The 23,386-nt window shown below is 55.5% G+C and carries 26 protein-coding genes, 1 tRNA gene and 1 riboswitch; of the genes, 18 read left to right on the forward strand and 9 right to left on the reverse strand.

The genetic code is table 11. The annotated features are described in order from the left end of the window. A tRNA-Ser gene (locus tag RHH27_RS07485) sits at nt 1–85 on the reverse strand. A 36-nt stretch (nt 86–121) separates the two neighbouring features. Between RHH27_RS07485 and RHH27_RS07490 the strand changes: the two genes are divergently transcribed. Together RHH27_RS07490 and cbiE are read left to right on the forward strand one after the other, a co-directional pair. Next, entirely contained in the window at nt 122–736 is a 615-nt protein-coding gene (locus RHH27_RS07490; RefSeq protein WP_302677940.1) for a cobalt-precorrin-8X methylmutase, read from the forward strand. Beyond that, entirely contained in the window at nt 733–1,980 is a 1,248-nt protein-coding gene (cbiE, locus tag RHH27_RS07495) for a precorrin-6y C5,15-methyltransferase (decarboxylating) subunit CbiE (protein ID WP_302677941.1), read from the forward strand. The genes RHH27_RS07490 and cbiE overlap by 4 nt, the downstream gene beginning before the upstream one ends. On the opposite strand, the gene RHH27_RS07500 is transcribed toward cbiE, so the two are convergent. Further along, nucleotides 1,971–2,501 (reverse strand): pentapeptide repeat-containing protein, encoded by a 531-nt coding sequence (locus tag RHH27_RS07500; RefSeq protein ID WP_206199613.1) that lies wholly within the window; start codon nt 2,499–2,501, stop codon nt 1,971–1,973. The two genes, cbiE and RHH27_RS07500, sit on opposite strands and share 10 nt — an antisense overlap. 121 nt (nt 2,502–2,622) lie before the next feature. Between RHH27_RS07500 and RHH27_RS07505 the strand changes: the two genes are divergently transcribed. From RHH27_RS07505 to RHH27_RS07530, 6 genes are all read left to right on the forward strand, one after another. After that, complete coding sequence (locus RHH27_RS07505) at nt 2,623–4,158, forward strand: SagB/ThcOx family dehydrogenase (protein ID WP_302677942.1); 1,536 nt, start codon at nt 2,623–2,625, stop codon at nt 4,156–4,158. Continuing rightward, nucleotides 4,155–4,601, forward strand: a complete 447-nt coding sequence (locus tag RHH27_RS07510; RefSeq protein WP_302676304.1) for an Rrf2 family transcriptional regulator — start codon at nt 4,155–4,157, stop codon at nt 4,599–4,601. Before RHH27_RS07505 ends, RHH27_RS07510 begins: the two co-directional genes overlap by 4 nt. A 42-nt stretch (nt 4,602–4,643) precedes the next feature. Next, nucleotides 4,644–5,048 (forward strand): FHA domain-containing protein, encoded by a 405-nt coding sequence (locus RHH27_RS07515; protein ID WP_302677943.1) that lies wholly within the window; start codon nt 4,644–4,646, stop codon nt 5,046–5,048. A gap of 118 nt (nt 5,049–5,166) precedes the next feature. Beyond that, nucleotides 5,167–5,502, forward strand: a complete 336-nt coding sequence (gene rplU / locus RHH27_RS07520; protein WP_206199617.1) for a 50S ribosomal protein L21 — start codon at nt 5,167–5,169, stop codon at nt 5,500–5,502. Nucleotide 5,503: 1 nt separating this feature from the next. Further along, nucleotides 5,504–5,767, forward strand: coding sequence for a 50S ribosomal protein L27 (rpmA, locus tag RHH27_RS07525; RefSeq protein ID WP_206199618.1), 264 nt, complete (start codon nt 5,504–5,506; stop codon nt 5,765–5,767). A gap of 174 nt (nt 5,768–5,941) precedes the next feature. Further along, nucleotides 5,942–6,054: riboswitch (Glutamine riboswitch) on the forward strand. Between the two features lie 39 nt (nt 6,055–6,093). Beyond that, nucleotides 6,094–6,537, forward strand: coding sequence for a DUF4278 domain-containing protein (locus RHH27_RS07530; protein WP_206199619.1), 444 nt, complete (start codon nt 6,094–6,096; stop codon nt 6,535–6,537). 93 nt (nt 6,538–6,630) lie between these two features. Here RHH27_RS07530 and RHH27_RS07535 read toward each other — a convergent pair whose 3' ends face one another. Next, nucleotides 6,631–7,965: an alkaline phosphatase PhoX gene (locus RHH27_RS07535; protein WP_206199620.1), complete on the reverse strand. Its 1,335-nt coding sequence runs from the start codon at nt 7,963–7,965 to the stop codon at nt 6,631–6,633. Nucleotides 7,966–8,110: 145 nt separating this feature from the next. Between RHH27_RS07535 and RHH27_RS07540 the strand changes: the two genes are divergently transcribed. The 3 genes from RHH27_RS07540 to RHH27_RS07550 all read left to right on the forward strand — a co-directional run bounded on the left by RHH27_RS07540 (nt 8,111) and on the right by RHH27_RS07550 (nt 10,185). Next, complete coding sequence (locus RHH27_RS07540; RefSeq protein ID WP_206199621.1) at nt 8,111–8,371, forward strand: ParB N-terminal domain-containing protein; 261 nt, start codon at nt 8,111–8,113, stop codon at nt 8,369–8,371. A gap of 63 nt (nt 8,372–8,434) precedes the next feature. After that, complete coding sequence (locus tag RHH27_RS07545) at nt 8,435–9,607, forward strand: ABC transporter ATP-binding protein (protein WP_302677944.1); 1,173 nt, start codon at nt 8,435–8,437, stop codon at nt 9,605–9,607. After that, on the forward strand, nt 9,604–10,185 hold the full coding sequence (locus RHH27_RS07550) for a helix-turn-helix domain-containing protein (RefSeq protein WP_302677945.1): 582 nt from the start codon (nt 9,604–9,606) through the stop codon (nt 10,183–10,185). The genes RHH27_RS07545 and RHH27_RS07550 overlap by 4 nt, the downstream gene beginning before the upstream one ends. Here the strand turns inward: RHH27_RS07550 and RHH27_RS07555 are convergent. Both RHH27_RS07555 and RHH27_RS07560 read right to left on the reverse strand, forming a co-directional pair. Then, entirely contained in the window at nt 10,067–10,474 is a 408-nt protein-coding gene (locus tag RHH27_RS07555) for a ferredoxin (RefSeq protein WP_149820658.1), read from the reverse strand. The genes RHH27_RS07550 and RHH27_RS07555 overlap by 119 nt on opposite strands. Nucleotides 10,475–10,486: 12 nt before the next feature. Continuing rightward, on the reverse strand, nt 10,487–11,278 hold the full coding sequence (locus RHH27_RS07560) for a proteasome-type protease (RefSeq protein ID WP_190278070.1): 792 nt from the start codon (nt 11,276–11,278) through the stop codon (nt 10,487–10,489). Between the two features lie 138 nt (nt 11,279–11,416). On the opposite strand from RHH27_RS07560, the gene RHH27_RS07565 reads away from it, so the two are divergent. From RHH27_RS07565 to RHH27_RS07575, 3 genes are read left to right on the forward strand one after another with little or no spacing between them, the layout of a single operon-like run. Further along, on the forward strand, nt 11,417–13,030 hold the full coding sequence (locus RHH27_RS07565; RefSeq protein ID WP_302677946.1) for a sodium:proton antiporter: 1,614 nt from the start codon (nt 11,417–11,419) through the stop codon (nt 13,028–13,030). Beyond that, nucleotides 13,027–13,458, forward strand: a complete 432-nt coding sequence (crcB, locus tag RHH27_RS07570) for a fluoride efflux transporter CrcB (RefSeq protein ID WP_302677947.1) — start codon at nt 13,027–13,029, stop codon at nt 13,456–13,458. The genes RHH27_RS07565 and crcB overlap by 4 nt, the downstream gene beginning before the upstream one ends. Beyond that, nucleotides 13,445–13,822, forward strand: a complete 378-nt coding sequence (locus RHH27_RS07575) for a CrcB family protein (RefSeq protein WP_302677948.1) — start codon at nt 13,445–13,447, stop codon at nt 13,820–13,822. The genes crcB and RHH27_RS07575 overlap by 14 nt, the downstream gene beginning before the upstream one ends. A gap of 8 nt (nt 13,823–13,830) precedes the next feature. On the opposite strand, the gene acnB is transcribed toward RHH27_RS07575, so the two are convergent. From acnB to pheS, 3 genes are all read right to left on the reverse strand, one after another. Beyond that, nucleotides 13,831–16,437 carry a bifunctional aconitate hydratase 2/2-methylisocitrate dehydratase gene (gene acnB, locus RHH27_RS07580; protein WP_206199626.1) on the reverse strand — a complete coding sequence of 869 codons (2,607 nt, stop codon included), beginning with the start codon at nt 16,435–16,437 and terminating at the stop codon, nt 13,831–13,833. 114 nt (nt 16,438–16,551) lie between these two features. Next, nucleotides 16,552–17,187, reverse strand: coding sequence for a ParA family protein (locus RHH27_RS07585; protein WP_190278069.1), 636 nt, complete (start codon nt 17,185–17,187; stop codon nt 16,552–16,554). 12 nt (nt 17,188–17,199) lie between these two features. Continuing rightward, nucleotides 17,200–18,210 carry a phenylalanine--tRNA ligase subunit alpha gene (pheS, locus tag RHH27_RS07590; RefSeq protein ID WP_206199627.1) on the reverse strand — a complete coding sequence of 337 codons (1,011 nt, stop codon included), beginning with the start codon at nt 18,208–18,210 and terminating at the stop codon, nt 17,200–17,202. 125 nt (nt 18,211–18,335) lie between these two features. Between pheS and RHH27_RS07595 the strand changes: the two genes are divergently transcribed. Next, the gene (locus tag RHH27_RS07595; protein WP_206199628.1) at nt 18,336–19,700 is read left to right on the forward strand and encodes a CPBP family intramembrane glutamic endopeptidase; all 1,365 of its coding nucleotides are present in this window, start codon (nt 18,336–18,338) and stop codon (nt 19,698–19,700) included. Here the strand turns inward: RHH27_RS07595 and RHH27_RS07600 are convergent. Next, on the reverse strand, nt 19,697–20,212 hold the full coding sequence (locus RHH27_RS07600) for a L,D-transpeptidase (protein ID WP_225901523.1): 516 nt from the start codon (nt 20,210–20,212) through the stop codon (nt 19,697–19,699). The two genes, RHH27_RS07595 and RHH27_RS07600, sit on opposite strands and share 4 nt — an antisense overlap. Before the next feature lie 87 nt (nt 20,213–20,299). Here RHH27_RS07600 and RHH27_RS07605 point away from each other — a divergent pair, with 87 nt between their 5' ends. The 3 genes from RHH27_RS07605 (at nt 20,300) to RHH27_RS07615 (ending at nt 23,356) form a co-directional block, all read left to right on the forward strand. Beyond that, nucleotides 20,300–20,941, forward strand: a complete 642-nt coding sequence (locus RHH27_RS07605) for a cofactor assembly of complex C subunit B (RefSeq protein WP_302677949.1) — start codon at nt 20,300–20,302, stop codon at nt 20,939–20,941. Between the two features lie 63 nt (nt 20,942–21,004). Then, nucleotides 21,005–22,021, forward strand: a complete 1,017-nt coding sequence (gene hemF, locus RHH27_RS07610; protein ID WP_302677950.1) for an oxygen-dependent coproporphyrinogen oxidase — start codon at nt 21,005–21,007, stop codon at nt 22,019–22,021. Continuing rightward, on the forward strand, nt 22,022–23,356 hold the full coding sequence (locus tag RHH27_RS07615) for a cytochrome c biogenesis protein (protein WP_302677951.1): 1,335 nt from the start codon (nt 22,022–22,024) through the stop codon (nt 23,354–23,356). The last annotated feature ends 30 nt before the right edge of the window (nt 23,357–23,386 follow it).

Consider the following 23,386-nt stretch of genomic DNA (forward strand, 5'->3'; position numbering starts at 1 on the left):
CGGAGAGAGAGGGATTCGAACCCTCGGTGAGTTGCCCCACACAGCATTTCCAGTGCTGCGCCTTCGACCACTCGGCCATCTCTCCACGTTTAGGCAGTTCTACTATCCTATCAGAAGTCCTGTGTCTCTGCTGCATCCCATTGCCCAAGCCAGTTTTGCCATCATTGATCGCGAGATCGGTCCTCACCCCTTTGATGCCCCAAGCTATGCGATTTTGCGGCGAATTATCCACAGCACGGCAGATTTTGAGTTTAAGAACCTGCTGGAGATTTCGCCGGGGGCGATCGCCCACATGACACAAGCCCTGCGCTCAGGTGTGCCGATTATTACCGATGTGGCCATGGTCAGGGTCGGCATTCAAACCATGGTCAGCCGTACCTTTCAGAATCCGATCATTACCGCCCTCGACGATGGCAGCCACACTGCCCCCGGTCAAACCCGCAGCGAAGCAGGGATGATCCGCGCTTGGCAACAGTGGCCCGATGCCCTGTTTGTGGTTGGGAATGCGCCAACGGCGCTCCTTGCCCTGTGCGATCGCCTGCAACAAACCCGTGTACCGCCGGCGGGCGTCATTGGTGTCCCGGTTGGCTTTGTCAATGTTGTAGAGTCAAAAGCAGCCCTTGCCCAACTGCCCGTGCCTCAAATTCGTGTTGCCGGTCGCAAGGGGGGATCGCCTGTGGCGGCAGCGATTGTGAATGCCCTGCTGGAGTTGGCCGATAGCAAGGAGTCAGTGTGACCCCGATTCATGTGGTGGGCATTGGCCTAGAGGGGCTGGCAGGGTTGGGAGAAACAGTTCAGGAAATTATTCGCACAGCGACGCTTTTGGTGGGGAGCGATCGCCATCTTCAGTTGATTCCCCATGGAGACGCCCGCCGCTTGTCTCTACGGGACTTTAACGCCAGTTTCAAGGCGATTCAAACCCACTTGGCAACAACCCCGAACCCCCAAGTGGTCATTCTCACCAGTGGCGATCCCCTGTTTTACGGGCTGGGACGCTGGCTGCTCGAAGTCTTTACTCCCGATCAGTTGACGTTTCATCCCCACCTCAGTGCGGTGCAGTTGGCCTTTAGTCGGCTCAAGCTCCCTTGGCAGGATGCCGTGATCTACAGTGCCCATGGTCGCGATTTAGCGGGGTTGGTGCCGCTGTTGCAGCGGGGGGTGGAGAAAATTGCCATCTATACCGATGGTGAGGCTAATATTGCTGCCATTAGCCGCTTATACCAAGCATTGCACCTGCCTGTGTCCTATCGGGCGTGGGTGTGTCAGGCCTTGGGTAGTGCAGACGAAGCCATTCTGCCGTGGGACTTAGCCCAACCAGTGACAATGCTTCCGCCGGTACATCCGCTGAATTTGGTGGTGCTCCTGCGTCAACCCCAGCACCTACCCCCTCGGGAACAGCCCGTTTTTGGCCTAGGGGATGATCAATTTTTCACCTTTGGCGATCGCCCCAGCTTGATGACAAAGCGGGAAGTGCGGGTATTGGCCTTGGCGGAACTTGCCCTCACCGGCACTATCGAAACCGTTTGGGATGTGGGCGCCGGCACCGGCAGTGTCGCTGTGGAAATCGCCCGCCTTGCCCCCCAAGCCACCATCTATGCGATCGAGAAAACGGCGATTGGCTTTCAACTGATTGAGCGCAACCGCAAGGCTTTTGGTTTGACCAATCTGATCCCAATCCAAGGAGCAGCACCCCAGAGCCTCAGTGGCTTGCCGCAACCGGATCGCGTGTTTATTGGCGGCAGTGGTGCCCAATTACTGGCCAATCTCGACTATTGTTGGTCACACTTGAAAGCTGGCGGCCGGTTGGTGCTGGCGATCGCCACCCTCGAACACCAAGGCCAAGTTCTCCACTGGTGTCAAACCCAGCAAATCAGCCCGCAAGTGCTACACGTGCAACTCAGCCGCTCCATTCCCTTGGGTCAAGGCCACCGCCTCCATCCCCTCAATCCAGTCACCCTCATCACCCTGAGTCAGGGGTAAAAATAGCCATCGGGATAAACCGTGGTGCGATCGCACACCGCAGCCGACAGATCAACACCCGTTGCCCGAAAAAAATTACACCGCTGTACCTGGGCTGCCGTTAAATCTGCCTGCTCTAAATTGGCCTGTTGCAGGTTGGCCCCTTGGAGATTCGCTTGTCGCAAATTGGCATAGCGCAGATCCGCCCCCTGAAGATTAGCGCCTTGCAGGTTTGCCCGTTCCAAATTGGCCGATCGCAGGTTGGTGCGGACAAGGTTGGCTCCTTCAAGATCTGCTGCCGCAAGGTTCGCTTGATACAACTGAGCATCCCCTAATTCACTGTGGCGTAGATTGGTGGCAATCGCTTGAATTCGATTCAACTGGCAATAGGGCAAATAGGCATTTTCCAAATTACTCTCACTGAAATCGGCATCACTGAGGTTGGTGTCAAAAAGGCTCAGACCCGTCAGATCGCTGCCCCGAAAATCTCGTTCCCCCGCTGCATAGGCTGCCAATAGTTCCTCATTGCTGAATTTGGCCATAATGGTATAAAGAGCGTTGTACTGTGACTAAGTATTTCTACCTAAACCTTTTTGACTGTAGGGGGATTTATTGAGGAAGTTCATTTTATTTAATGGTTTCTTAACTTGGTGAGGCACCACAATGGGGTTTCAACCGCTTTCCTTGGCACAGCATTACCACGAACGCACCAAGTACGCCCCTGAGACCTTAGCCCAACAGGCAGCACCGCTCGATTTTAGTCGCCAGCCCAGTCCCTGCAAAACCTATCCTCTTGGTCAGTCCTTCTCCCTCAAGCCGTTTTTAGAACTTGAGCAGGGGGCAGCCCACCCCCACTGGCAGCGACTCTCACGGTTGTTGTACTGTACCTATGGCATTACTGGGGTGGTTCCCTATCCCGATCAGCCCTTTTATATGCGGGCAGCACCTTCTGCCGGGGGGCTATATCCAGCGGAAATCTATCTCCTCACTCGCAACGACACCGCCGTTCCCGCTGGCATTTATAACTACCAAGTGAAAGACCATGCCCTTGTGCAGGTGTGGCAAAGCTATTCTTGGTCAGCCCTACAGGCCGCTTGTCTTTGGCATCCAGCACTAGAAAGGACGCACATTGCGCTGATCGTGACAGCCGTCTTTTACCGTTCCGCTTGGCGTTATGGCGATCGCGCCTATCGCCGCATTTGCCTCGACATTGGGCACCTCTTGGGGAATGTGGAACTGGCCGCCAATATCAATGACTTTCGCGCTCACTTCATTGGTGGTTTTGTGGATGCCCAAATGAATGAACTGCTTTACCTTGATCCAGAACAGGAGGGGGTGTTGGCGGTGGTTGCCCTTGCCAATTTACTCGAAGTGGGTGAAAACTTGTCCACGTTCCCCGCAGTGTTGGCCTCCGCCACCTGCTATGACTATGGGGCGATCGCCAGTGGCGAGCTACTGAAAGCTTACCATTGTGCCAGTGCCCTCACCAATAGTGACATTATCTACGGCATGGCCAAAGAGACTCCCAGCCCCCCTGCCAAGGAGCCTACTGAACCCCCTGCTAGTAAATACAACTTTCCCTTTGGTCTGCGGGTGAGTCTCAGCAAAACCATCATTGACTGGGAAACCAATCTAGCCGCTCTCCAGCAAACCATTCTGCAGCGGCGCTCGACCCGTCAGTACAGTGGCCAAGGGATTGAAGTGGATCAACTGGCTGCCCTGCTCACCTTTGCCTACCATCCTCAGGACTACCGCGATCAAGGCCTAGATGAAGCCCCTAGTTTCTTTGACCCGACATTGGTGGAAACCTTTATTGCCGTGACGCGGGTCAAGGATCTAGAGGAGGGCTGCTACTACTATGCTGTGGCCGAGCATGAGTTACGCCAAATTCGCTTCAAGAACTTTCAAGAGCAGTTGCATTTCCTCTGCCTCAATCAAGACCTCGGTCGCGATGCCGCTGTGGTGATTTTCCATACCGCCAATCTGGAGCGGGCGATCGCTCGCTATGGGGAACGGGCTTATCGCTACCTCCACATGGATGCTGGCCACCTTGGACAGCGGATCAATTTGGCTGCCACCGCTTTGGGGCTAGGGGTCAGTGGCATTGGCGGTTTCTTTGATGATCAGGTCAACGATCTCTTGGGCATTCCCCCGCAAGAAGCGGTTCTGTACATTACCACCGTTGGCAAAGCAGCGTGACCCTCACCACCCGTGGCCACTACAGTATCAAGGCTCTATTGGACTTGAGTTTGTTACCCAACTATGGGCCTGCCTCCGTGCGCGCCATTGCTGAGCGGCAAAAGATTCCTGCCCCCTATCTGGAAAAACTCTTGATTGAATTGCGGCGGGCTGGCTTGGTGCGATCGCTGCGAGGCGTCTATGGGGGCTATCAACTGGCCCGTCCCCCGGCCGCCATTTCCCTGCGGGATATCCTTACTGCCGTTGGTGAATCGCCGACCCCCCTGTTTTTGCATCCTCCCCAACCGGAAGATGGCACAGCGGATTGGGTGACCTTGAGTCTCTGGCAACGACTCCACCAAAAACTTCAGGATGCCTTGGCCAGTATCTCCCTTGAGGATTTATACTTTGATGCCCGTAGTTGGCAAGCGGCTCAAGGGGATGGGGCAACGTTTGTCGTCTAGGCGATCTAGGCTAAGGGCATCCCAGAGTGGGGGGAGACACCCATGTCAGCACCAACCTACCCCAAAGCATGGCTGATCATTCGCGAACGTGGTTTGCCGAAACGGGAAGTTATTCTCAGTCCCGATCGCCAGTGGACGATTGGTCGCCAACTGGATTGCAATATTCTCCTCAAAGATACCTACGTCTCGCGAGTGCATGCCGTCATCAACGCCTTTCTCTTTAAGGGGCAGCCCCTCTATTTCATTAGTGATTACCACAGTCGCAATGGCACGCTCCTCAATGGCCTGCCAATTCAGCACAGCACCCTCCTCCACCATGAAGATGTCATTTGTGTGGGTACCACCCTCATTGTTTTTTACTATCCAGACATGTTTAAGGAGATTTCCCTCGATGAGCGCCCCAAACTGAGCAAACGTTCAACCGGCAGTCTGCCTTGGGTTGGCTAGGGGTTTGACAGCCACAGGGGATAAACTTTATGATGAAAAATTGTTGAGTTTGCACGGAACAGGTTTTCCAAGAGGCACGCATCCCCTCACCTGCACGGCAAGGAGTTTTTTAGTTTCTATGGCATACGCAATCATTGAGACCGGTGGCAAGCAACTGCGCGTTGAAGCCGGGCGCTTTTACGATGTGGAGCGGCTCCCCGTCGAGCCAGAGGGCACAATTGATCTAGAACGGGTGTTGCTGGTGCAAACCGATAGCCAAGTCCACGTGGGTCAACCCTACGTTAGTGGTGCGGTTGTCTCTGGTACGGTGATGGGGCACCGTCGCGGCCCCAAGGTGATTGTCTATAAGATGCGCCCGAAAAAGAAAACCCGCAAAAAACAAGGCCATCGCCAAGAACTGACCCGCATCATGATCAACGAGATTCGTCTTAACGGTGAATCCCTAGGAGGTTAACATGGCACACAAGAAAGGAACAGGTAGTACCCGCAACGGTCGTGACTCCAATGCCCAGCGTCTGGGTGTCAAGCGCTTTGGTGGTGAAGTGGTTAAGGCCGGTCACATTCTTGTACGGCAGCGGGGGACAAAGTTTCACCCCGGCGCCAATGTCGGTCGTGGCAGTGACGATACTCTTTTTGCCACGATCGCGGGTGTGGTCACCTTTGAGCGCTATGGCAAAAATCGCAAGCGCGTGAGTGTCTATCCCCTAGCCGAGGGCTAAAACCACTCCTCGATAAACATTCAAAAATCATCTAATTGGGTCAATCCTCGGGGTTGGCCTTTTTTGTTGTCTTAGTCAATGACTCTCCTAAGGAAGTGTTGACCCGATTATTGTAAATTTCTATGAACAGCTTGCTTTAAGGTCGAGAAATTGTTAAATTAGATACAGAAATAAATCGTTCATCTCTCGCAGGACATCAGTAAACGCTTTTCAGACCGAGTTTAATTGTCAGCGTTTTACCTTCGCGAGGGACGGAAGTAGGGAAACAGATCCCGAAGGAACGCGCCTCAGCCAGTCCACCTTGTAATAAAAATGGGGCGAAAATTATGACGACTCTTACTTATCGCGGCGTTCAATACAACTACGTTCCTCCAGCGATCAACACCCAAGCAACGGATGTCGTGGCCAAGTATCGCGGTAGCACCTATCGTGTGGCTGCTCCGACAAATCCACCGGAAGACTCCTTAAAAATCATGACCTATCGGGGTGTCAAGTATCAAAAAGGTAAACAGCCCGCTGGTGTTCCCGCTGCGCGCTTGGCCGATAATGTGGCTTCTGTGCCCATGACAGCAACGGTTAACGAAATGGCTCGCTCCTTGGCGATGGCACATCATGTGATGATTAAAAGCCGTGAACAAACCCTCCTTGCCCGGATGGCAGAAGCAATCGGCATGCCGGTGACGGCAGCCCACTACTGGAACCAAATCCAAGGGAAAATTAACCCCGTCTTTGGTGCCACCTACGATCGCTCCCCTGTGGCGCTGAGCTAAGGCAGCAATGACACTGGGTTGAAGTGTTGAGTTGAGTCAGTAGGAAAATAACGAGGGAGTCAGGTCATTCTTGGCTCCCTTTTGCTGTGGGCATTAACCCCGCCGATCCCAGGGCCCCCAAATGGCAAAGGTCATCCCCGGATGGTAGAGATTGACAAACATGGTTTGGCCGTCGGGTGAGAAGCAAACCCCCGCCAGTTCTTGATCATTGAGGGCATTGCGCGCAAAGGTGTATAGCTCTCCTTGGGGGGTGATACCAATGAGGCGATTAATGGCATCGTCGCCATCTTCGCAGCAAATGAGGTCTCCCCAAGGGGCCATCGTCAAGTTATCGGGATAATCAAGAACCTCTTTGCCGGGGGACTCGACAAACAGCTCAATCGTGCCACCATCTGCTGCGGTGCGACCGGGGCGGTATCGCCAGATTTGGCCTAGCCGCTTTTCACCACCACTGGTGGCTGTAAAGTAAAATTCGCCATTGTGGTAGCAGAGGCCTTCACCGCGTACAAATTGGGCTGCCCCTTTGTCGTAGCCCTCATAGCGCACGGTGTCGAGGGGGGGGTCAGGCTGGGTGATATTTACCCATTCCACTTCAAAGGGTTTGCGCAGGGGAAAATCCTGACCGGTGTTAATTTTCGGGTAGCGTTTGATTTTCAAGGCTTGGAGTTGGCCGCCAGCAGCAAGGTTGGTGGGTTCCTTGGGAATAAAGCGATAAAAGAGACTATCGCCGCGATCCTCTGTTTGATAGACGATATGCGTTTGCGGGTCGATGGCGATCGCCTCATGTTGAAAGCGCCCCATTGCCTTGAGGGGAACTGGCGTCACGGGGCCTTGGGCACTGATCGGTACTTCAAAGTTGTAGCCGTGGCGTTTTTGCACCGGACCGCGGTTGGCAGGATGTTCGGGCGTGGAAATGGTTTCCTCGCAGCTAATCCAACTGCCCCAAAGGGTTTTGCCGCCACCACAATTGCGCGAGGTACCGGCCAAAGAAACGTAATGCTTGAGGAGTTGCCGATCTTTGCTCACCACGAGTGTAGTGGTGCCGCCGGGGGCAATGGGGTCATACATCCGCTCCTTGGGAGCCACCACCCCCTGAAAGGCACGGGGTAGCCCCGGATACATCTCATGGTTGCGCACAAGGATGGTCGTGCCATCGGGGCCGGGGAAGGCGGCCATGCCATCATGGAGCGTCGGGACGGGGGTACCATCACTCAGGCGATCGCCCAGCTTGGAAAATACCCGATACTGAAAGCCTGCCGGCAAATCCAACAGGCCATTGGGATCCTGCACCAAGGGGCCAAATCCGCGTGTGGTCAGCAGTTCACCTTGGGCGGCTCGTTGATAGAGAAGCTGTAATCCTTGGGGAAACAGTGCTGCCCCCATACCGGCGGCGGCAAGGGTGAGGAAGCGACGACGTTGCAAACCCATAAAAAACCCATGTAAACTGCACAACCAACGGCTAAAAGCCGACCCCTATTGTCTTACTGCAAACTTAGGAAGTTATTCAAGGGCATTTTGTGGCCGATTGCAGATCGCTTGCTAAAATAAAGTCATAATGAGTTTGGATAAGTCAATGCGAGTGATCGATTTGCCCCTCAATGCCATTCGTCGTCCCCTGATTCGGCAAACGGATCCTGCAAAAGTCGCAGCGTTGATGGCCTCCATTGCGGAAATTGGCCAGCAGGAACCCATTGATGTCCTTGAAGTCGAAGGGCAGTACTATGGCTTTTCGGGGTGTCATCGCTACGAAGCCTGTCAACGGCTCGGACTGCCGACGATTCGGGCACGAGTCCGCCGGGCGCCCCGTTCGGTACTGAAGCTGCACCTTGCCTAGGCATCTTGTCAGATTCGCCTCAGTGTGGGATTCTAGCCAATTAGCCCCTCTAGGATAGCGATCGTGACCGGTGTACGCCTTGAACAACTGACCAAGGTCTATCGCGACCCCCAGCGCGGGCATGATGTCACGGTGCTGCAAGGGATTGATCTGAGGGTCGGTGCGGGCGAGTTTTTGGTGCTGGTGGGGCCTTCGGGGTGTGGCAAAAGTACCCTGCTGCGGCTCATTGCGGGTTTGGATGAACCAACCACGGGCACAATTTGGGTGGGCGATCGCGTGGTCAATGGTTTACCGCCCAAAGCGCGGGACATTGCCATGGTTTTTCAAAGCTATGCTCTTTATCCCCACTTGACGGTCTATGACAACTTGGCCTTTGGCTTGCGCCGTAACGCCCAGATGAATGGCCTCCTCCCCGCCCCCATTGAAGCAACTTTGACGCGCTGGACGCGATCGCTCCCCAAGGGGATGCAACTGTCTTTTCCCCGCGAACGCATGATTCACCAGCGGGTGATGCAGATTGCGCAGATGTTGCAAATTGGTCACTTGCTCTATCGCTATCCCAAACAACTGTCCGGTGGTCAGAAGCAGCGGGTGGCCCTCGGACGAGCCATGGCCCGCAATCCCCAAGTGTTTTTGATGGATGAACCGCTTTCAAACCTTGATGCCAAGCTGCGCACCGAAACCCGCGCTCAAATTGTCCAACTGCAGCAGCAATTGGGCATCACAACCATTTATGTGACCCATGATCAAACGGAAGCAATGACGATGGGCGATCGCATTGTGGTGCTGCACCAAGGTCAAATCCAACAAATTGCCAGCCCCCTCGACCTGTATCAACGCCCTGCCAATCGCTTTGTCGCTGAGTTTATTGGCTCACCGCCAATGAATTTCTTAGCCGTGACCCTCAACCAAGGGAAGATTCAGTACCACCATTGGCAGTTGTCCTTGAACCCGCCCTTCCCCTCGACAGCGAAGGCATGGTTAGGGATTCGTCCAGAACATTTCGCGCTGGCCACCGCTGAAGAGACCGATGTCCTGCCCGTTCAAGTGGATCTCGTGGAAGCCCTTGGCCATGAAACGGGCTTGACGGTTCACCTCTGTGCGACAGGAGAAACGTTGCGGGTGCGCTTACCAGGACAACAGCCGATTCAGCGGGGCGATCGCCTGTATTTGCGTCCTGATCCCCAGCATTTCCACTTCTTTGATGAGCAAACGGGGCAGCGACTAGAACCATGAGCCAACGCCTGCAAGCCCGCCTCGCCATGGCCGGCATTACCCGCAAGAGTCAACTACGCCGTAAAGGATTTACCCGCCACCAAGCCAATGCCATTTGGTCAGGGGAGCTGCGTCGCTTGCGCCTAGAGACCCTCGAACACCTTGCCCAGGTTCTGGGGGTGACGCCCTTGGAGTTTTGGCAGTGGTTTTATGGTGAAGCGTCCCCTGAGGCTGCCCTGCAACACCAAGCTCTTCAGATTCTGGAGCCATTTCTGCGTTTCTGGCCCACTGCCGCCTACGCCGCTAGCCAAAACCCCACTGCCCCCGCCCAGAGAATTTTGCCCCTTGTGAAGCCGGTGTTTCAACTCCTCGAGCAGTGGGGGATTCGGTTGATTGGTGAGGTTGGAGCCTGTGTTCCCTTTGATCCGCACCAGCACCAGAGCGATCGCGTGCCCTTAGAGGAAGGCACCCCTGTGCGCATTACCCATGCGGGCTATTGGTGGGGCGATCGCCTGCTCTTTCGGGCGGTGGTGACGCCAGTAGATACTCTTGGACAATCTGCCCCCTCAGCACATGCTCCTGAATCACCCGCTCAATAACTGCTGGCGTTGCCGAGTGATACCAGACGCCATCGGGATAGACCACTAAAATGGGGCCCTGTTGACACACCCGTAGGCAATTGGCCTTTGTGCGAAAAATACAGCCCTCTGGGCGCGGTTGATCCAAGCCCAATTCCTTGAGGCGTTTTTTCAAATACTCCCATGCTTCTAAACCCACTGCCTTGTCACAGCACAGGGGTTTGGTTTGATCAGCACATAGGAATAGATGCCGCTGAATGTGATCAATGCCGAGAGCTGCTACTTGCTGCGCTAACGAAGGAGATGTCATAGTTGGCTTTTTCTAATCTGCAACAAGGGTTTCTGGTGTTGGTAGCACCATTGAGGACGTGGGGGAGGGTTGACGCCGATTCCATTCAATGTCGGGCATTTCCTCAAAAGCTCGCCGCAGGGAGGCCTCCCAGAACTGCCGCACCTTCGACAAAAAAGGATCACCCAAGACAAATTCGGCGCGGTGACAGATCTGAAAGCTATCGGTGCGGTACATGATCAGGTCAAGGGGGGGGCCGACGGAGATATTGGATTTCATCGTTGAATCAAGGGAGAGCAGTGCATACTTTGCCGCCGCATCTACCGGCGTATCGAAGCGCAACGTGCGGTCTAAAATCGGCTTGCCATATTTTGTTTCACCAATTTGAAGAAAGGGAGTTTCGGGGGTCGCTTGCAGAAAGTTGCCCTGACTGTAGATCAGGTAGAGGTAGGGTTCCTCGCCACGAATTTGCCCCCCCACCAGAAATGTGCATTGGTAGTCAATGTTATCTTTGGCCAACCAAGGGCGATGACTATCGGTGACCTCCCGCAGCTTACCACCGACATAGCGGGCTACCTCGTACATATTGGGCAGCGAGTTGAGACTGTGCTCCAACTGACCCTTGAGATCACGACGAATGAGCGTGAGCACTTCCTGAGTAATTGAAAGGTTACCAGCGGTACAAATGACAATCACCCGCTCCCCCGGCACCGAAAAATCAAAGAGTTTCTGATAGGTGGAAATGTAATCCACCCCCGCATTGGTGCGAGAGTCTGCCGCCATCACCAGACCCGACGTGGTGAGAATTCCCAAGCAATATGTCATTTTGCCTATGCTCCGCCAATAACCAAGCACTATAGAGTGTATAAGGGATTTGCAGCGATCGCTACGGACGCTGGGCATTGGAAATTGACCTGATCATCCGATAGGGTAGGGTTCGGTGTCACAGCGAAGTTTGCAGCGATGTCAGCCATTCTAGAAACCCTTGCCCTGATTCTCCTGCTGGGATTCTTTGGGGGTCAGTTGGCACGGCGACTAGGGGCACCGGCCTTGATCGGCATGATTCTCGTGGGGATTGTCCTCGGGCCTGCAGCCTTGAATCTGTTGCAAACCGATGTCCTAACGGCAGCCCCCACCTTCCGTACTGTTGCGGTGATGGTGATTTTGATGAAGGCGGGGCTGGGCTTGGATCGTCAGAAGTTGGCACAACAGGGCACGGTGGCGCTACGCCTCGGTGTATTACCCGCACTGTGTGAAATGGTCGTTGTGGCTGGGGTGGCGATGCTGCTACTGGGATTTGATTTGCGCCAAGGGCTATTGTTGGGGGCGATCGTGGCACCGGAGTCCCCGGCTGTCATTGTGCCGGGCATGCTACGGCTAAAAAGTTTGGGCTGGGGCGTGGACAAGGGGATTAGTGATGCGATTCTCTCGGGCAGTGCTATTTCCGATGTAGTCATACTGCTGCTGTTTAGTCTGCTGATGGGGTCTGAGCATGAGGGAGGATTCCTAGGGGCTTTGCCGCCCGCCTTGGGGGTGAGTGTGCAGGCACTCCTTGAAATTGGTGGTGGCTTGATCGTGGGCTATGGCTTGGCCTGGGCGCTGGTCTTTTTGTTGGTCAAGCAAAACTGGAGTCAAAATCGGGTGCAAACAACCCTCGTGGCAGCAGCAGTGGCCTTGGGAGCGGTGGGCTTGGCCGATCGCCTGCCGTTGTTTTCCGGCTACCTTGCGGTGATGAGTGCCGGCTTCTTCTTGATTGAGATGGATGCCCCCCTAGCGCGGCAATTGCGGGGCGGCTTTGATGTGCTGTGGCAGGTGGCAGAGATTTTTCTCTTCGTGCTGTTGGGTGCCAGTGTCCAGTTAGGGGTGTTGCAAAGTTCCCTCGGTGTGGGTTTGGTGATTTTGGCGGTGGGTACCTTGATTGGGCGGGGCATCGGTTGGTATCTTTCCACCCTTGGCAGTCATTGGACACTCTCCGAACGCCTCTTTTTGCTGCCGGGGAATTCCGCAAAGGCAACGGTGCAAGCGGCGATCGGTGCTTTACCCTTATCCGCTGGGGTGGCGGGGGGTGAAACGATGCTGGCGATCGCGGTTCTCTCGATCCTGATTACGGCTCCCTTGGGGGCATGGGCAATTCCCACGTTTGCACCAAAGCTCCTGCAAAAGGGCGAGGTGGATGCCACCAAAGTTCTGCTGCAACCACGGGTTGTGCTCTTAGCACCGGTGGATGTTTCGAGTGTCACCCCCTACGTTCTCCAAAAGACGGCGGAATTAGCGCGGCGTGCTGATGCGGAAGTGATTGTGCTCCATGTGCAGGATGTTCCTGATCCCAAGGCAGTGGCCACACTCGAAGCCCAAGTCAAGCAGTACCTCGCAGACATTCGCTATCGTTTCATTGTGACCGCTGGCCCAATTCCCCAAGCCATTTTGGATACGGCAACCCTCTACAACGTGACCGAAATTATCCTTGGCAAACATGGTCAAGGGGGTCTGAAGCGCGTGCTCATGGGATCTGTGTGCCAGAGTATTCTTGAGACCTCAACCCGACCCGTGCTGATTGTGGAGGAACCCCGCTCGTGATCCCTATACATCCCCGATTGCGACCGGCCTTAGCTGTCAGTTTGGGTGCGATTCCGGGGGCCTTAAGCCGCTTTTTACTAGAGGCCTATTTGGAACCCTATCTTACGGGTAATGTGCCCTTTGCTACGCTCGTCGTCAATGTCACGGGTTGCTTTCTGCTGGGGGTGATTGCTCCCCTTGCCTTTGCCCGCACCTTTGTCCTGCATCCCGATTTGCGCTTGCTATTGACAACGGGGTTTATTGGTTCCTACACAACCTTTTCATCCTACGAGTTGGATAACGACAAGCTCTTGGGAATCACAGATGCGGCAGTCGAGGGTTTTTACTGGCTCGGCAGTACAGGGCTGGGATTATTAGCACTGGAGTTGGGCAGCCGCCTAACGCTGCGGAGTCTAGCCCATTGGGAGAAGTGGGATGATCGCACCTGAGAGTGTATTGGCCATTGCCATTGGAGCGGTGCCCGGTGCCTTGGCCAGATATTATGTGGGTCTGTGGAGCGATCGCCGCTTTGGCACCCTTGTCTTCGGTACCCTGAGCGTGAATCTCATGGGTGCCTTTCTTATGGGCTTTTTGAGCCCTGTTTTAGCCCGTTGGGGGGCACCGCTGTGGCTCAGCCATGGCATCACTGTCGGTTTTTTGGGGTCTTTGACCACCTTTTCTACGTTTACCCTCGAGGTATCGAACCTGCGCCGTGAAGGCTACCCCCGCATTGCGTGGCTGTACTGGCTGAGTACGCCTATCCTCGGGTTTCTTTTTGTGGAAGCCGGCATTGGCCTCTCCCATTGGATGTAGATCAACGGCTAGCCGCCAATACTGGCCAGTAGCTTCGCTTCCTCCTCCTTGGAAATGAGGCGGCCTTGGTTTTCGTAGTCGGGAATTTGGTCAAAGTAGAGGTAGCGATAGAGATCCGCTGCAAAGGGATCAATTTTCCGCGTCACAATCTCTAGGTACTCCTCGCGGGTGGGAATGCGCCCCAGTAGGGCACAAACTGCTGCTAGCTCTGCGGATCCCAGATAGACCCGTGCCCCTTTGCCCATGCGGTTATTAAAGTTCCGTGTGGAGGTGGAGAAAACCGTGGTGTGATCAGCAACGCGGGCTTGGTTGCCCATGCACAGGGAGCAGCCCGGCATCTCCATGCGTGCCCCAGCAGCAGCAAAAATACCGTAGTAGCCCTCTTCGCGCAACTGCTGCTCATCCATGCGGGTGGGGGGTGCAATCCAGAGGCGCACCTTCACCGCCCCCTCTCCTTCCAGTACCTTGGCAGCGGCACGGTAGTGGCCAATATTGGTCATACAGGAGCCAATAAAGACCTCCTGCACTGGATCGCCGGCACATTCGGAGAGGGTTTTGATATTGTCGGGGTCATTGGGGGCAGCCACAAGGGGTTCCTTGATTTGATCTAGATCCACCTCAATCACATCGGCATACTCGGCATCCGCATCCGCCGAGAGGAGACTGGGATTGGCCAGCCATGCCTCCATCTTTTTCACCCGCCGTAGAATCGTACGCGCATCGCCGTAGCCACGGGCCACCATATTTTTCAGGAGGGCTACATTCGATCGCAGGTAGGTCGCCACAGTGTCTTCACTGAGTTTAATCGTGCACCCTGCGGCCGATCGCTCCGCTGTGGCATCGGTGAGTTCAAAGGCCTGCTCCAGTTGCAAGTGCGGCAGCCCCTCCATTTCCATGATCCGTCCGGAGAAAACATTCTTTTTATTCTCCTTGGCAACGGTGAGCTTACCCTGCTGAATGGCCACATAGGGAATGGCATTGACAATGTCCCGCAGCGTCACCCCCGGTTGCAACGCACCTTTGAAGCGCACGAGCACCGACTCCGGCATATCCAAAGGCATCACCCCCAAGGCCGCTGCAAAGGCGACCAAGCCAGAACCTGCTGGGAACGAAATGCCCAAGGGAAAACGGGTATGGGAATCGCCCCCCGTGCCCACGGTATCCGGCAGCAGCATGCGGTTGAGCCAAGAGTGAATAATGCCATCTCCCGGTCGTAGCGAGACGCCCCCTCGCGAGGTCATAAAGTCCGGCAGTTCTTTGTGGGTTTTGATGTCAACGGGCTTGGGATAAGCCGCCGTATGGCAGAAACTTTGCAATACCAAATCCGCACCAAAGCCAAGGCAGGCCAGCTCCTTGAGTTCATCGCGGGTCATTGGGCCTGTCGTATCTTGGGAGCCAACCGTTGTCATGACCGGTTCACAGTAGGTGCCGGGGCGGACGCCGGGGAGACCACAGGCTTTACCGACAATCTTTTGTGCCAAGGTATAGCCCTTACTGCTCTCAACGGGGGGCTTGGGACGAGTAAAGAGGGGACTGGGTTCTCGGCCAAGGGCAGCCCGTGCTTTGTCGGTGAGGGTACGCCCAATGAGAAGGGGAATGCGCCCCCCCGCTCGCACTTCATCCAAGAGGGTCTCGGGTTTGAGGGTAAAGGTACTGATGACCTCCCCCGCTGCATTGGTGATTTCGCCGCGGTAGGGGTAGATCGTGATCACATCCCCCATATTCATGCGGGTAACATCGCACTCAATGGGCAGGGCGCCGGAGTCCTCCATGGTGTTGAAGAAAATGGGCGCAATTTTGCCACCGAGACAGACGCCCCCTGTGCGCTTATTGGGAACGTAGGGAATGTCGCGACCAATGTGCCAAATCACAGAGTTGGTGGCGGACTTGCGGGAGGAACCGGTGCCAACCACATCCCCCACATAGGCAAGGGGGTAGCCCTTTTGCTTCAGTTCGGCAATGATTTGCAGTGCCCCCGGCAAGCGGCTTTCCAGCATCACCGTAGCGTGCAGCGGAATATCGGGGCGGGTGGTGGCATGGGGGGCAGGGGAAAGATCATCGGTATTGGTTTCACCGGCGACCTTAAAAACGGTGACAGTAATGGCCTCCGGCAGCGGATCACGGCAGGTAAACCAATCCCCATTGGCCCAGGATTCCATCACCTGACGGGCGTAGGGGTTGCCTTGGTGCATCAGGTCTTGGACATCGTGAAAGGCGTCATAGACCAAGAGGGTATGACTGAGGGCAGTGGCCGCCGCACGGGCAAGTTCTGGGTTTTCATGGCGCAGCAGCTCAATGAGGGATTGAACGTTGTAGCCCCCCAGCATTGTCCCTAGGAGTTCCACCGCTGCAACGGGAGTGATGAGGGGACTGGTGAGTTCTCCTTTGGCGATCGCCGTCAAAAAGCCGGCTTTAATGTAGGCCGCTTCATCGACACCGGGGGGCACGCGATCGCGAATCAGGTGCAGTAGGTAGTCTTCTTCGCCCGCTGGGGGGTGTTGCAGTAGATCACAAACCGCCGAGGTTTCTGCCGCCGTCAGGGGCAAGGGGGGAATGCCCAAGGCAGCACGTTCTTGGGTTTGCTGACGGTATTGGCTGAGTACGGTTGTGTCCACGCGCTGTTGACCTCAATTCGGATACAAGGGAGAACAAAATCATTTAAGTGCGGATCTAGATTTTAGAGTACAGATTCCCCTTTGGGGGTTTGGTTGCCTTTGCTACCCTTGCCCCTATCGCCAGTCCCGCTGTAACTCTTCAGCAACGCGGCGGTAATCCGCTTGAGCTTCCTTCGCCTGCTTGCCCTTCCATTGGGTAATGGGTACGCCGTCGAGAGCCGCCCGTTCGTGGGCTTTGTAGGCGCGGATAAAGGAGTGACAGGCTGCTACCCCCAACTGCAAGAGCGTATTTTGGGCTTCGAGGGCTTCATTGACACAGCGGGGATCAACGCGGGTGAGCAGGACGCGGTGGGGAACGTTAGACGGTTGCACCACTTGCTTCACTGTTTCAATGAGGGCGGCAAGGTCAATGGGGGCGGGGGGGGTGGGCAGCACCAGATAGTCGGCGATCGGTACCACCGCTGCTAGGGCACTGGAGGCTAAGGCCGGCGGCGTATCGACAACAATCAGGTCATAGCCAGAAAGCTGGCGTACCCTGCTGAGGAGTTTGGGGTTAAGCTCCTGGGCGAGATCGAAGCCCATGGATTGGCCACTGCGCTGAAACCACCACGTGGCTGAGGCTTGGGGATCCGTATCCACCAACAACACCCTGTACTGCTCGGCATAGGTGGCTGCTAGGTTGATTGCCGTTGTGGTTTTACCAACGCCTCCCTTGCCATTGAGGACCGCCAGCAGACGGGGTTCAGCCAAGGCCCTATCCTCCTAAAACTGCCGCAGAAAGCGCAAATCGCTGGTGTAAAAGCGGCGAATATCATCAATTTGATGCAGCACCATGGCAAACCGCTCCACACCGAATCCGGCGGCAAAGCCCGTGTAGACCTCTGGATCGTAGCCGACATTTTTGAGCACAGCAGGATCCACCATGCCACAGCCCATCACCTCTAACCAGCGTCCCTGCCACTGCACATCCACCTCCGCCGAGGGTTCGGTAAAGGGGAAATAGCTGGCTCGGAAACGAATGGGAACATCACCAAAGAGTGCCGCTAGAAACGTCGTGACGGTACCCTTGAGGTCGGTAAAGGTCAGCCCCTCATCCACTGCCAAAATCTCAATCTGATGGAACACAGCCGCGTGGGTGGCATCCTCCGTATCCCGCCGATAACAACGGCCGGGAGCAACAATGCGAATGGGCGGATCATTGAGTTCCATGTAGCGAATCTGCACCGAGGAGGTGTGGGTGCGCAGCAGATTGCCATCGGGCAGGTAGAAGGTGTCCTGCATGTCGCGAGCCGGGTGATCTGCAGGTGTATTCAGCGCCTCAAAGTTGTAGTAGTCAGTTTCCATTTCGGGGCCATTGGCAACGGTATAGCCGAGACCCACAAAAATATCGAGGATGCGGTCAATGGTGCTATTGAGGGGATGAATGTGCCCTTGGGGACGATAGACGCCCGGCAGGGTGACATCAAGGCTTTCAGCCGCCAGTTGCGCAGCAATTTTTTCGGCTTGCAGGGTTTCGCGGCGGGCTTCTAGTTCTTGGAGCAGTTTTTCCTTGAGGGTGTTGGCGAGGGCACCAATGGTGGGGCGATCGCTAGGGGGCAGTTTGCCCATAAGGGCGAGAATTTGTGAGAGTTCGCCTTTTTTGCCCAAGTAAGCCACGCGCAGTTGCTCTAGGGTATCGAGGGTGCGAGCTGCAGCGATCGCCTGTAGGGCTTTGGCTTCTAAATCTTTGAGTTGTTGGCTGAGCCGATCACGATCAAGGGTGGGGGTCGTCATGGCAAAATGCAGTTGCGGGGTGCACAAATGGCAACAATTTCGGTCAAGATAAAGCATTCCCACCTGTTGGGAATAAGCCTTGATTATAACGCTATGCCCGCAGTTGCGATCGCGATGGTTCTCGAATGCCGATTCCCAACCTCACCAGCCAGCCTAAACAGACGGTCAGTCAGTGGCTAGCCAGCGCACCCCAAGCCTTTCTCCGTTCACCGCGGTTTTCTGCGAACCGCGAGCAACAGATGGCGATCGCTGCCTGTGGGCTGTGGTTTTGGGCACAACTCCTTTACCTGCACGATTTGTCTGCAACCCCTTGGCCGTGGCTCGAAAGTGTGGTGGAGGCCGCCGCCGTCGTGATCATTGGTGGTTTTCCAGTGCTATGGTGGGCAAGTGGCCAGCGGGATTTTAATAAGATGACCCAACGCTGGCCGGGGCGGTTACTCCTCAGTTTGGCACTGTACATTGCCATTGGCTTGATTCTCCCCCAAGCAGGCCGCTTTCCTTGGCAGCGGGTTCTCACCAATTTAATCTTTGCTGATCAGCCGTGGCTGAACTTGCTGATCTTTCTCGGAGGCGTCTGGGCCATGGTGCGCGTCCCTGTCCTCTTGCGGCAGCAAACCACACCGACACCAGTGTTGTGGGCTTGGATCAGTGGAGCAGCACTTTATTTGTTGCTCAGCCACAGTGGGTTGATTTCGCCAGCCTTCCCCAAAGCGTACACGGAAGGATTCATCATTACCCCTATCTATTTGCTCCTATGTGCTTGGGGCGATTGGCAGCGGCGACACCCGCCACGGGCGACCCCCACGGGATTGGGACTACACGACATTCCCCTAATTGCGGTCTCGCTTTTTAGCCTCTACTGGTTCTCGACCCCCTACTTTCGCTTTGGCCCTTTTGTGGCACTGCAACTGTTTATTTTGGTGATCATTTTTGGCAGGGGGCTGGGGCGATCGCACTTTGGCTATAGTTTTGAACCCCGCTGGTGCGATGCTCGTTTATTGGCGGCAATGTTCTTGGCGGCTTTGGTAACCATGGTGCCCTTGGGGAGTCTATTGGGCTTTTTGCCCTTGGCGAAATTTAACTTGACGCCTTCGCCTTTGGCGGTGTTTGTCTATGTCAGCCTCTTTGCAATGCGGGTGGGCATTTTTGAGGAGGTGCTCTTTCGCAGTGGTTTGATGATTTTCGTGCGGGATCTGTGGCAGCACTATGGGGGCGATCGCCAGCGGCCGGTGGTCATTGCTTGGGGTGCCATTCTCATTTGTTCGCTGCTTTTTGGTATTCTCCATGTAGGCAATGAGCCGAATGCCGATATTCAACTGCCCCTCATGGCCTACCGAGCGGTGTATATCGTCATGGCAACCTTGGCCTCCCTCTTTTACTGCCTCACCTTTGCCTGTACCCAGCGCCTCTGGGCGGGCGTTCTCCTGCATGGTCTGGTGGATGCGATCGCCGTCGTCTTTTTTGGCGCTGCCCTTGTTGCCCCTTTCTAGCGCACCACAATCACAGGCACACCCGGCTTGACTTTCTCAAAAAGCTCCTCAATGTCGCGGTTGTACATCCGCACGCAACCGTGGGAAACCGCATGACCAATGGAATCCGGATGGGGGGTACCGTGCAACCCAACCCAATTGGTGCCATCACTCCAAAAGCCAATCCAACGCCGCCCCAAGGGGTTGCGGGGATGTCCACCAGCAATCACTGCCCCGGTAAAGGGATTTTTCCAAGCGGGATCGCGAATCATCTCCCGCACTTGAAATTGACCTGTGGGGGTTTCCCACCCCGGACGACCTACGGCCACGGGATACCGGCGCAGGGGAGTTTGTCCTTGATAGAGGGTCAATTGGCGCCGTGATAGGCTGATTTCTAGACGTAGGGGAGCGGTGACCGCCGGTGGAGGAGCAGTAGCAAGGGCAAAGGGGAGACGACCCCAAAGACTCAAACTCACCCATCCAATAACCGCGATCGCTCGCTGGCCAGCTTTTAGGAAGCCTTGTGCTTTCATTCCGCAATTCACTCCTACCACTGTGAGATTGGCATTGGGGAATAATAGATAGTTACGTTGCTACTGAAAAATTTTTCAAAATTCTAGATGAATGACCAAGTTCTCCGCTATTTACCCCTTGCAACGGGGGTTTTGGGGGGCACACTTCTCCTCATCAATCGCCTCTTGACCCCCCTGCTGACCCCTTCCCAAGCCCGTGCCGATGTCGTGGGGGTGATCCTTGCGGCGGTCTTGATTTTGACGACGCTGATTTGGCAGCGGGTGCAGCCCCGTCCTGCGGAAGCGGTGATCCTTGAAGGGGAAGAGGGATTTGAACTTGCCGATGATCTGGATGCTGCCCTGAAAACAGAGCTGGCGTGGCTGTCCTATACCTTGCTGAAGAATACGCCGACAAAGTCCATTGTCATTTGGCGCGCCGATCGCCCCCTCCTGCGGCGCGGTATTCTGGGGCCCAAACCAATGACGGCCACGGGTGCCATTGTGCAGCGCGCCCTGCAAACCCAACGCCCCATCTATTTAGTGAATTTAGCCCTTTACCCCGGACGCATTGAATTTGACTATTTGCCCCCCAATACCCAAGGGGTGATCTGCCAACCGGTGGATGCGCAAACGGTGATGATTCTCGGCACTAATGCCCCCCGCCGCTATACCAAACAGGATGAACAGTGGGTAGCTGCCCTTGCCGCCAAGCTCGCCCAGTTGCTGGCAGAACAGTACAATAAAGCCTAGACACGCTTTGAAGCGACTTTTTTTTGACACTGAAGACCGTTTATTAGGATTTCGATATTTACTATGACTGTTGCCACTTCTGCTACCCCTGCTGTGCCCAGCGACTCGCGTCAACGGGCAGCGACTTTTTTGAAAGACCTCCAGGATCAGATTTGTCAGGCTCTAGAGGCAGCCGATGGCGGTGCCCAGTTTCAAGAGGACAGTTGGCAACGTCCCGAAGGGGGCGGTGGTCGCTCGCGGGTGATGAAAAATGGTCAGCTCTTAGAGCAGGGGGGCGTTAATTTCTCAGAGGTGTGGGGGGAGCAATTGCCGCCCTCAATCTTGGCGCAGCGGCCAGAGGCAGCGGGTCATGGCTTCTATGCCACGGGTACCTCCATGGTGCTCCATCCCCGCAATCCCTATGTGCCAACGGTGCATTTGAACTACCGCTACTTTGAAGCAGGTCCTGTGTGGTGGTTTGGCGGTGGCGCAGATTTGACCCCCTACTACCCCTTTGCTGAGGATGCGAAACACTTTCATCAGGTGCATAAGGCTGCCTGCGATCGCCACCACAGCGAGTACTACCCTGTGTTCAAACGCTGGTGTGATGAATACTTCTACCTCAAGCATCGTGGCGAGACCCGTGGCGTGGGCGGCATTTTCTTTGACTACCAAGATGGCAGCGATCGCGAGCTTTACCGCGGCCCTGATCCCCATGGCGAAGCTGCTCGCTACAGTCAAAAGGTCGGTTCCATCGGCAATCGTTCGTGGGAAGACCTGTTTGCCTTTATTCAAAGCTGTGGCCAAGCCTTTCTAGAAGCCTACCTACCGATTGTGGAACGGCGGCGTCACCTCGAGTATGGCGATCGCCAGCGGCAATTTCAGCTCTATCGGCGCGGCCGCTATGTGGAATTCAACCTAGTCTATGACCGCGGCACCATCTTCGGCCTACAAACCAATGGCCGCACCGAGTCTATTTTGATGTCTCTGCCCCCCCTTGTCCGCTGGGAATACGGCTATACCCCGGAACCCAACAGCCGCGAAGCGGAACTGTACACCACCTTTCTCAAGCCCCAAGACTGGGTGAATTGGCCAAGCTAAATGAGGATCAGTGCCCCTGTGTTGCGCCGTGTGCTTGCCCTCCTAGGTGATCTGCGCCTAGCGATTCTCCTGCTGCTGGTGATTGCGATCGCCAGTATCGCTGGCACTGTGATTGAGCAGGGGCAATCCCTCAGCTTCTACCAAGAAAACTATCCCGCAGACCCTGCCCTGTTTGGTTTTCTCAGTTGGCGGGTGCTGCTGGCCCTAGGGCTAGATCATGTCTATCGCACCCCTTGGTATCTCACTCTGTTGGTGCTCTTTGGGGCGAGTTTAACGGCCTGTACCTTCACTCGGCAGGTGCCTGCCCTCACCACCGCCCAACGCTGGCAGTACTACTCCCAACCGCGTCAATTCACCAAACTGGCCCTGAGCACCACGATTTCCCAAGGCTCCCTCAAGGAACTGGCCGCTGCCTTGACTCAGAGAGGCTACCGCGTCTGGCAAACCGATAATCAACTCTATGCCCGCAAAGGCATTGTTGGTCGCATAGGCCCGATTGTGGTTCATGCCAGTATGATTCTGATTTTGCTGGGGGGGATTTTGGGGGCGCTGACGGGCTTTATGGCGCAGGAACTGATTCCCAGTGGTGAAACCTTTCATCTTCAGCACATTGTGCAGGCGGGGCCACTGGCGCGCATCCCCCAACACTGGTCGGTCAAGGTGAATCGCTTTTGGATTGATTACACTGATGCGGGTGACATTGACCAATTCTACTCGGATCTCTCGGTACTGGATGCCGACGGTCAGGAGGTGAAGCGGGGCACAATCCATGTCAACCAGCCCTTGAAGTATGGCGGGGTCACCCTCTATCAGGCGGACTGGAGTATTGCCGCCATTCGCTTTCGCCTAAACAACAGTCCCGTGCTGCAACTGCCAATGGCCCAGCTGGACACAGAAGGCAAAGGTCGTCTTTGGGGCACATGGCTGCCCACGAAACCGGATCTCTCGGAGGGGATTTCCCTGATTGCGCGGGATCTCCAAGGCACGGTGCTCATCTACAGCCCCAAGGGCGAGTTTCTCACCAGCTTGCGCACCGGCATGAGTACAGAGATTAACGGTGTGACGCTGACGTTGATTGAACTTGTGGGCAGTACAGGGCTACAAATTAAAGCCGATCCGGGGATTCCCCTGTTTTATGCGGGCTTTGCCCTGTTGATGGCGGGGGTGATCATGAGCTATGTGTCCCACTCCCAGGTGTGGGGGCTGCAGGAGAATGATCTCCTCTATGTGGGTGGCCGCACCAATCGCGCCCAGTTGGCCTTTGAGCAGGAATTGGTGGCGATCGCCAATGCCTTAAACCGCCAAGACCAGCCCCTAGCCGTTGAACAAAATTAGCCGGACTCCCCCTTGACTCTCTCGTTCACT

It is taken from the genome of Thermosynechococcus sp. PP555 (assembly GCF_031583225.1).
Lineage (GTDB): Bacteria > Cyanobacteriota > Cyanobacteriia > Thermosynechococcales > Thermosynechococcaceae > Thermosynechococcus.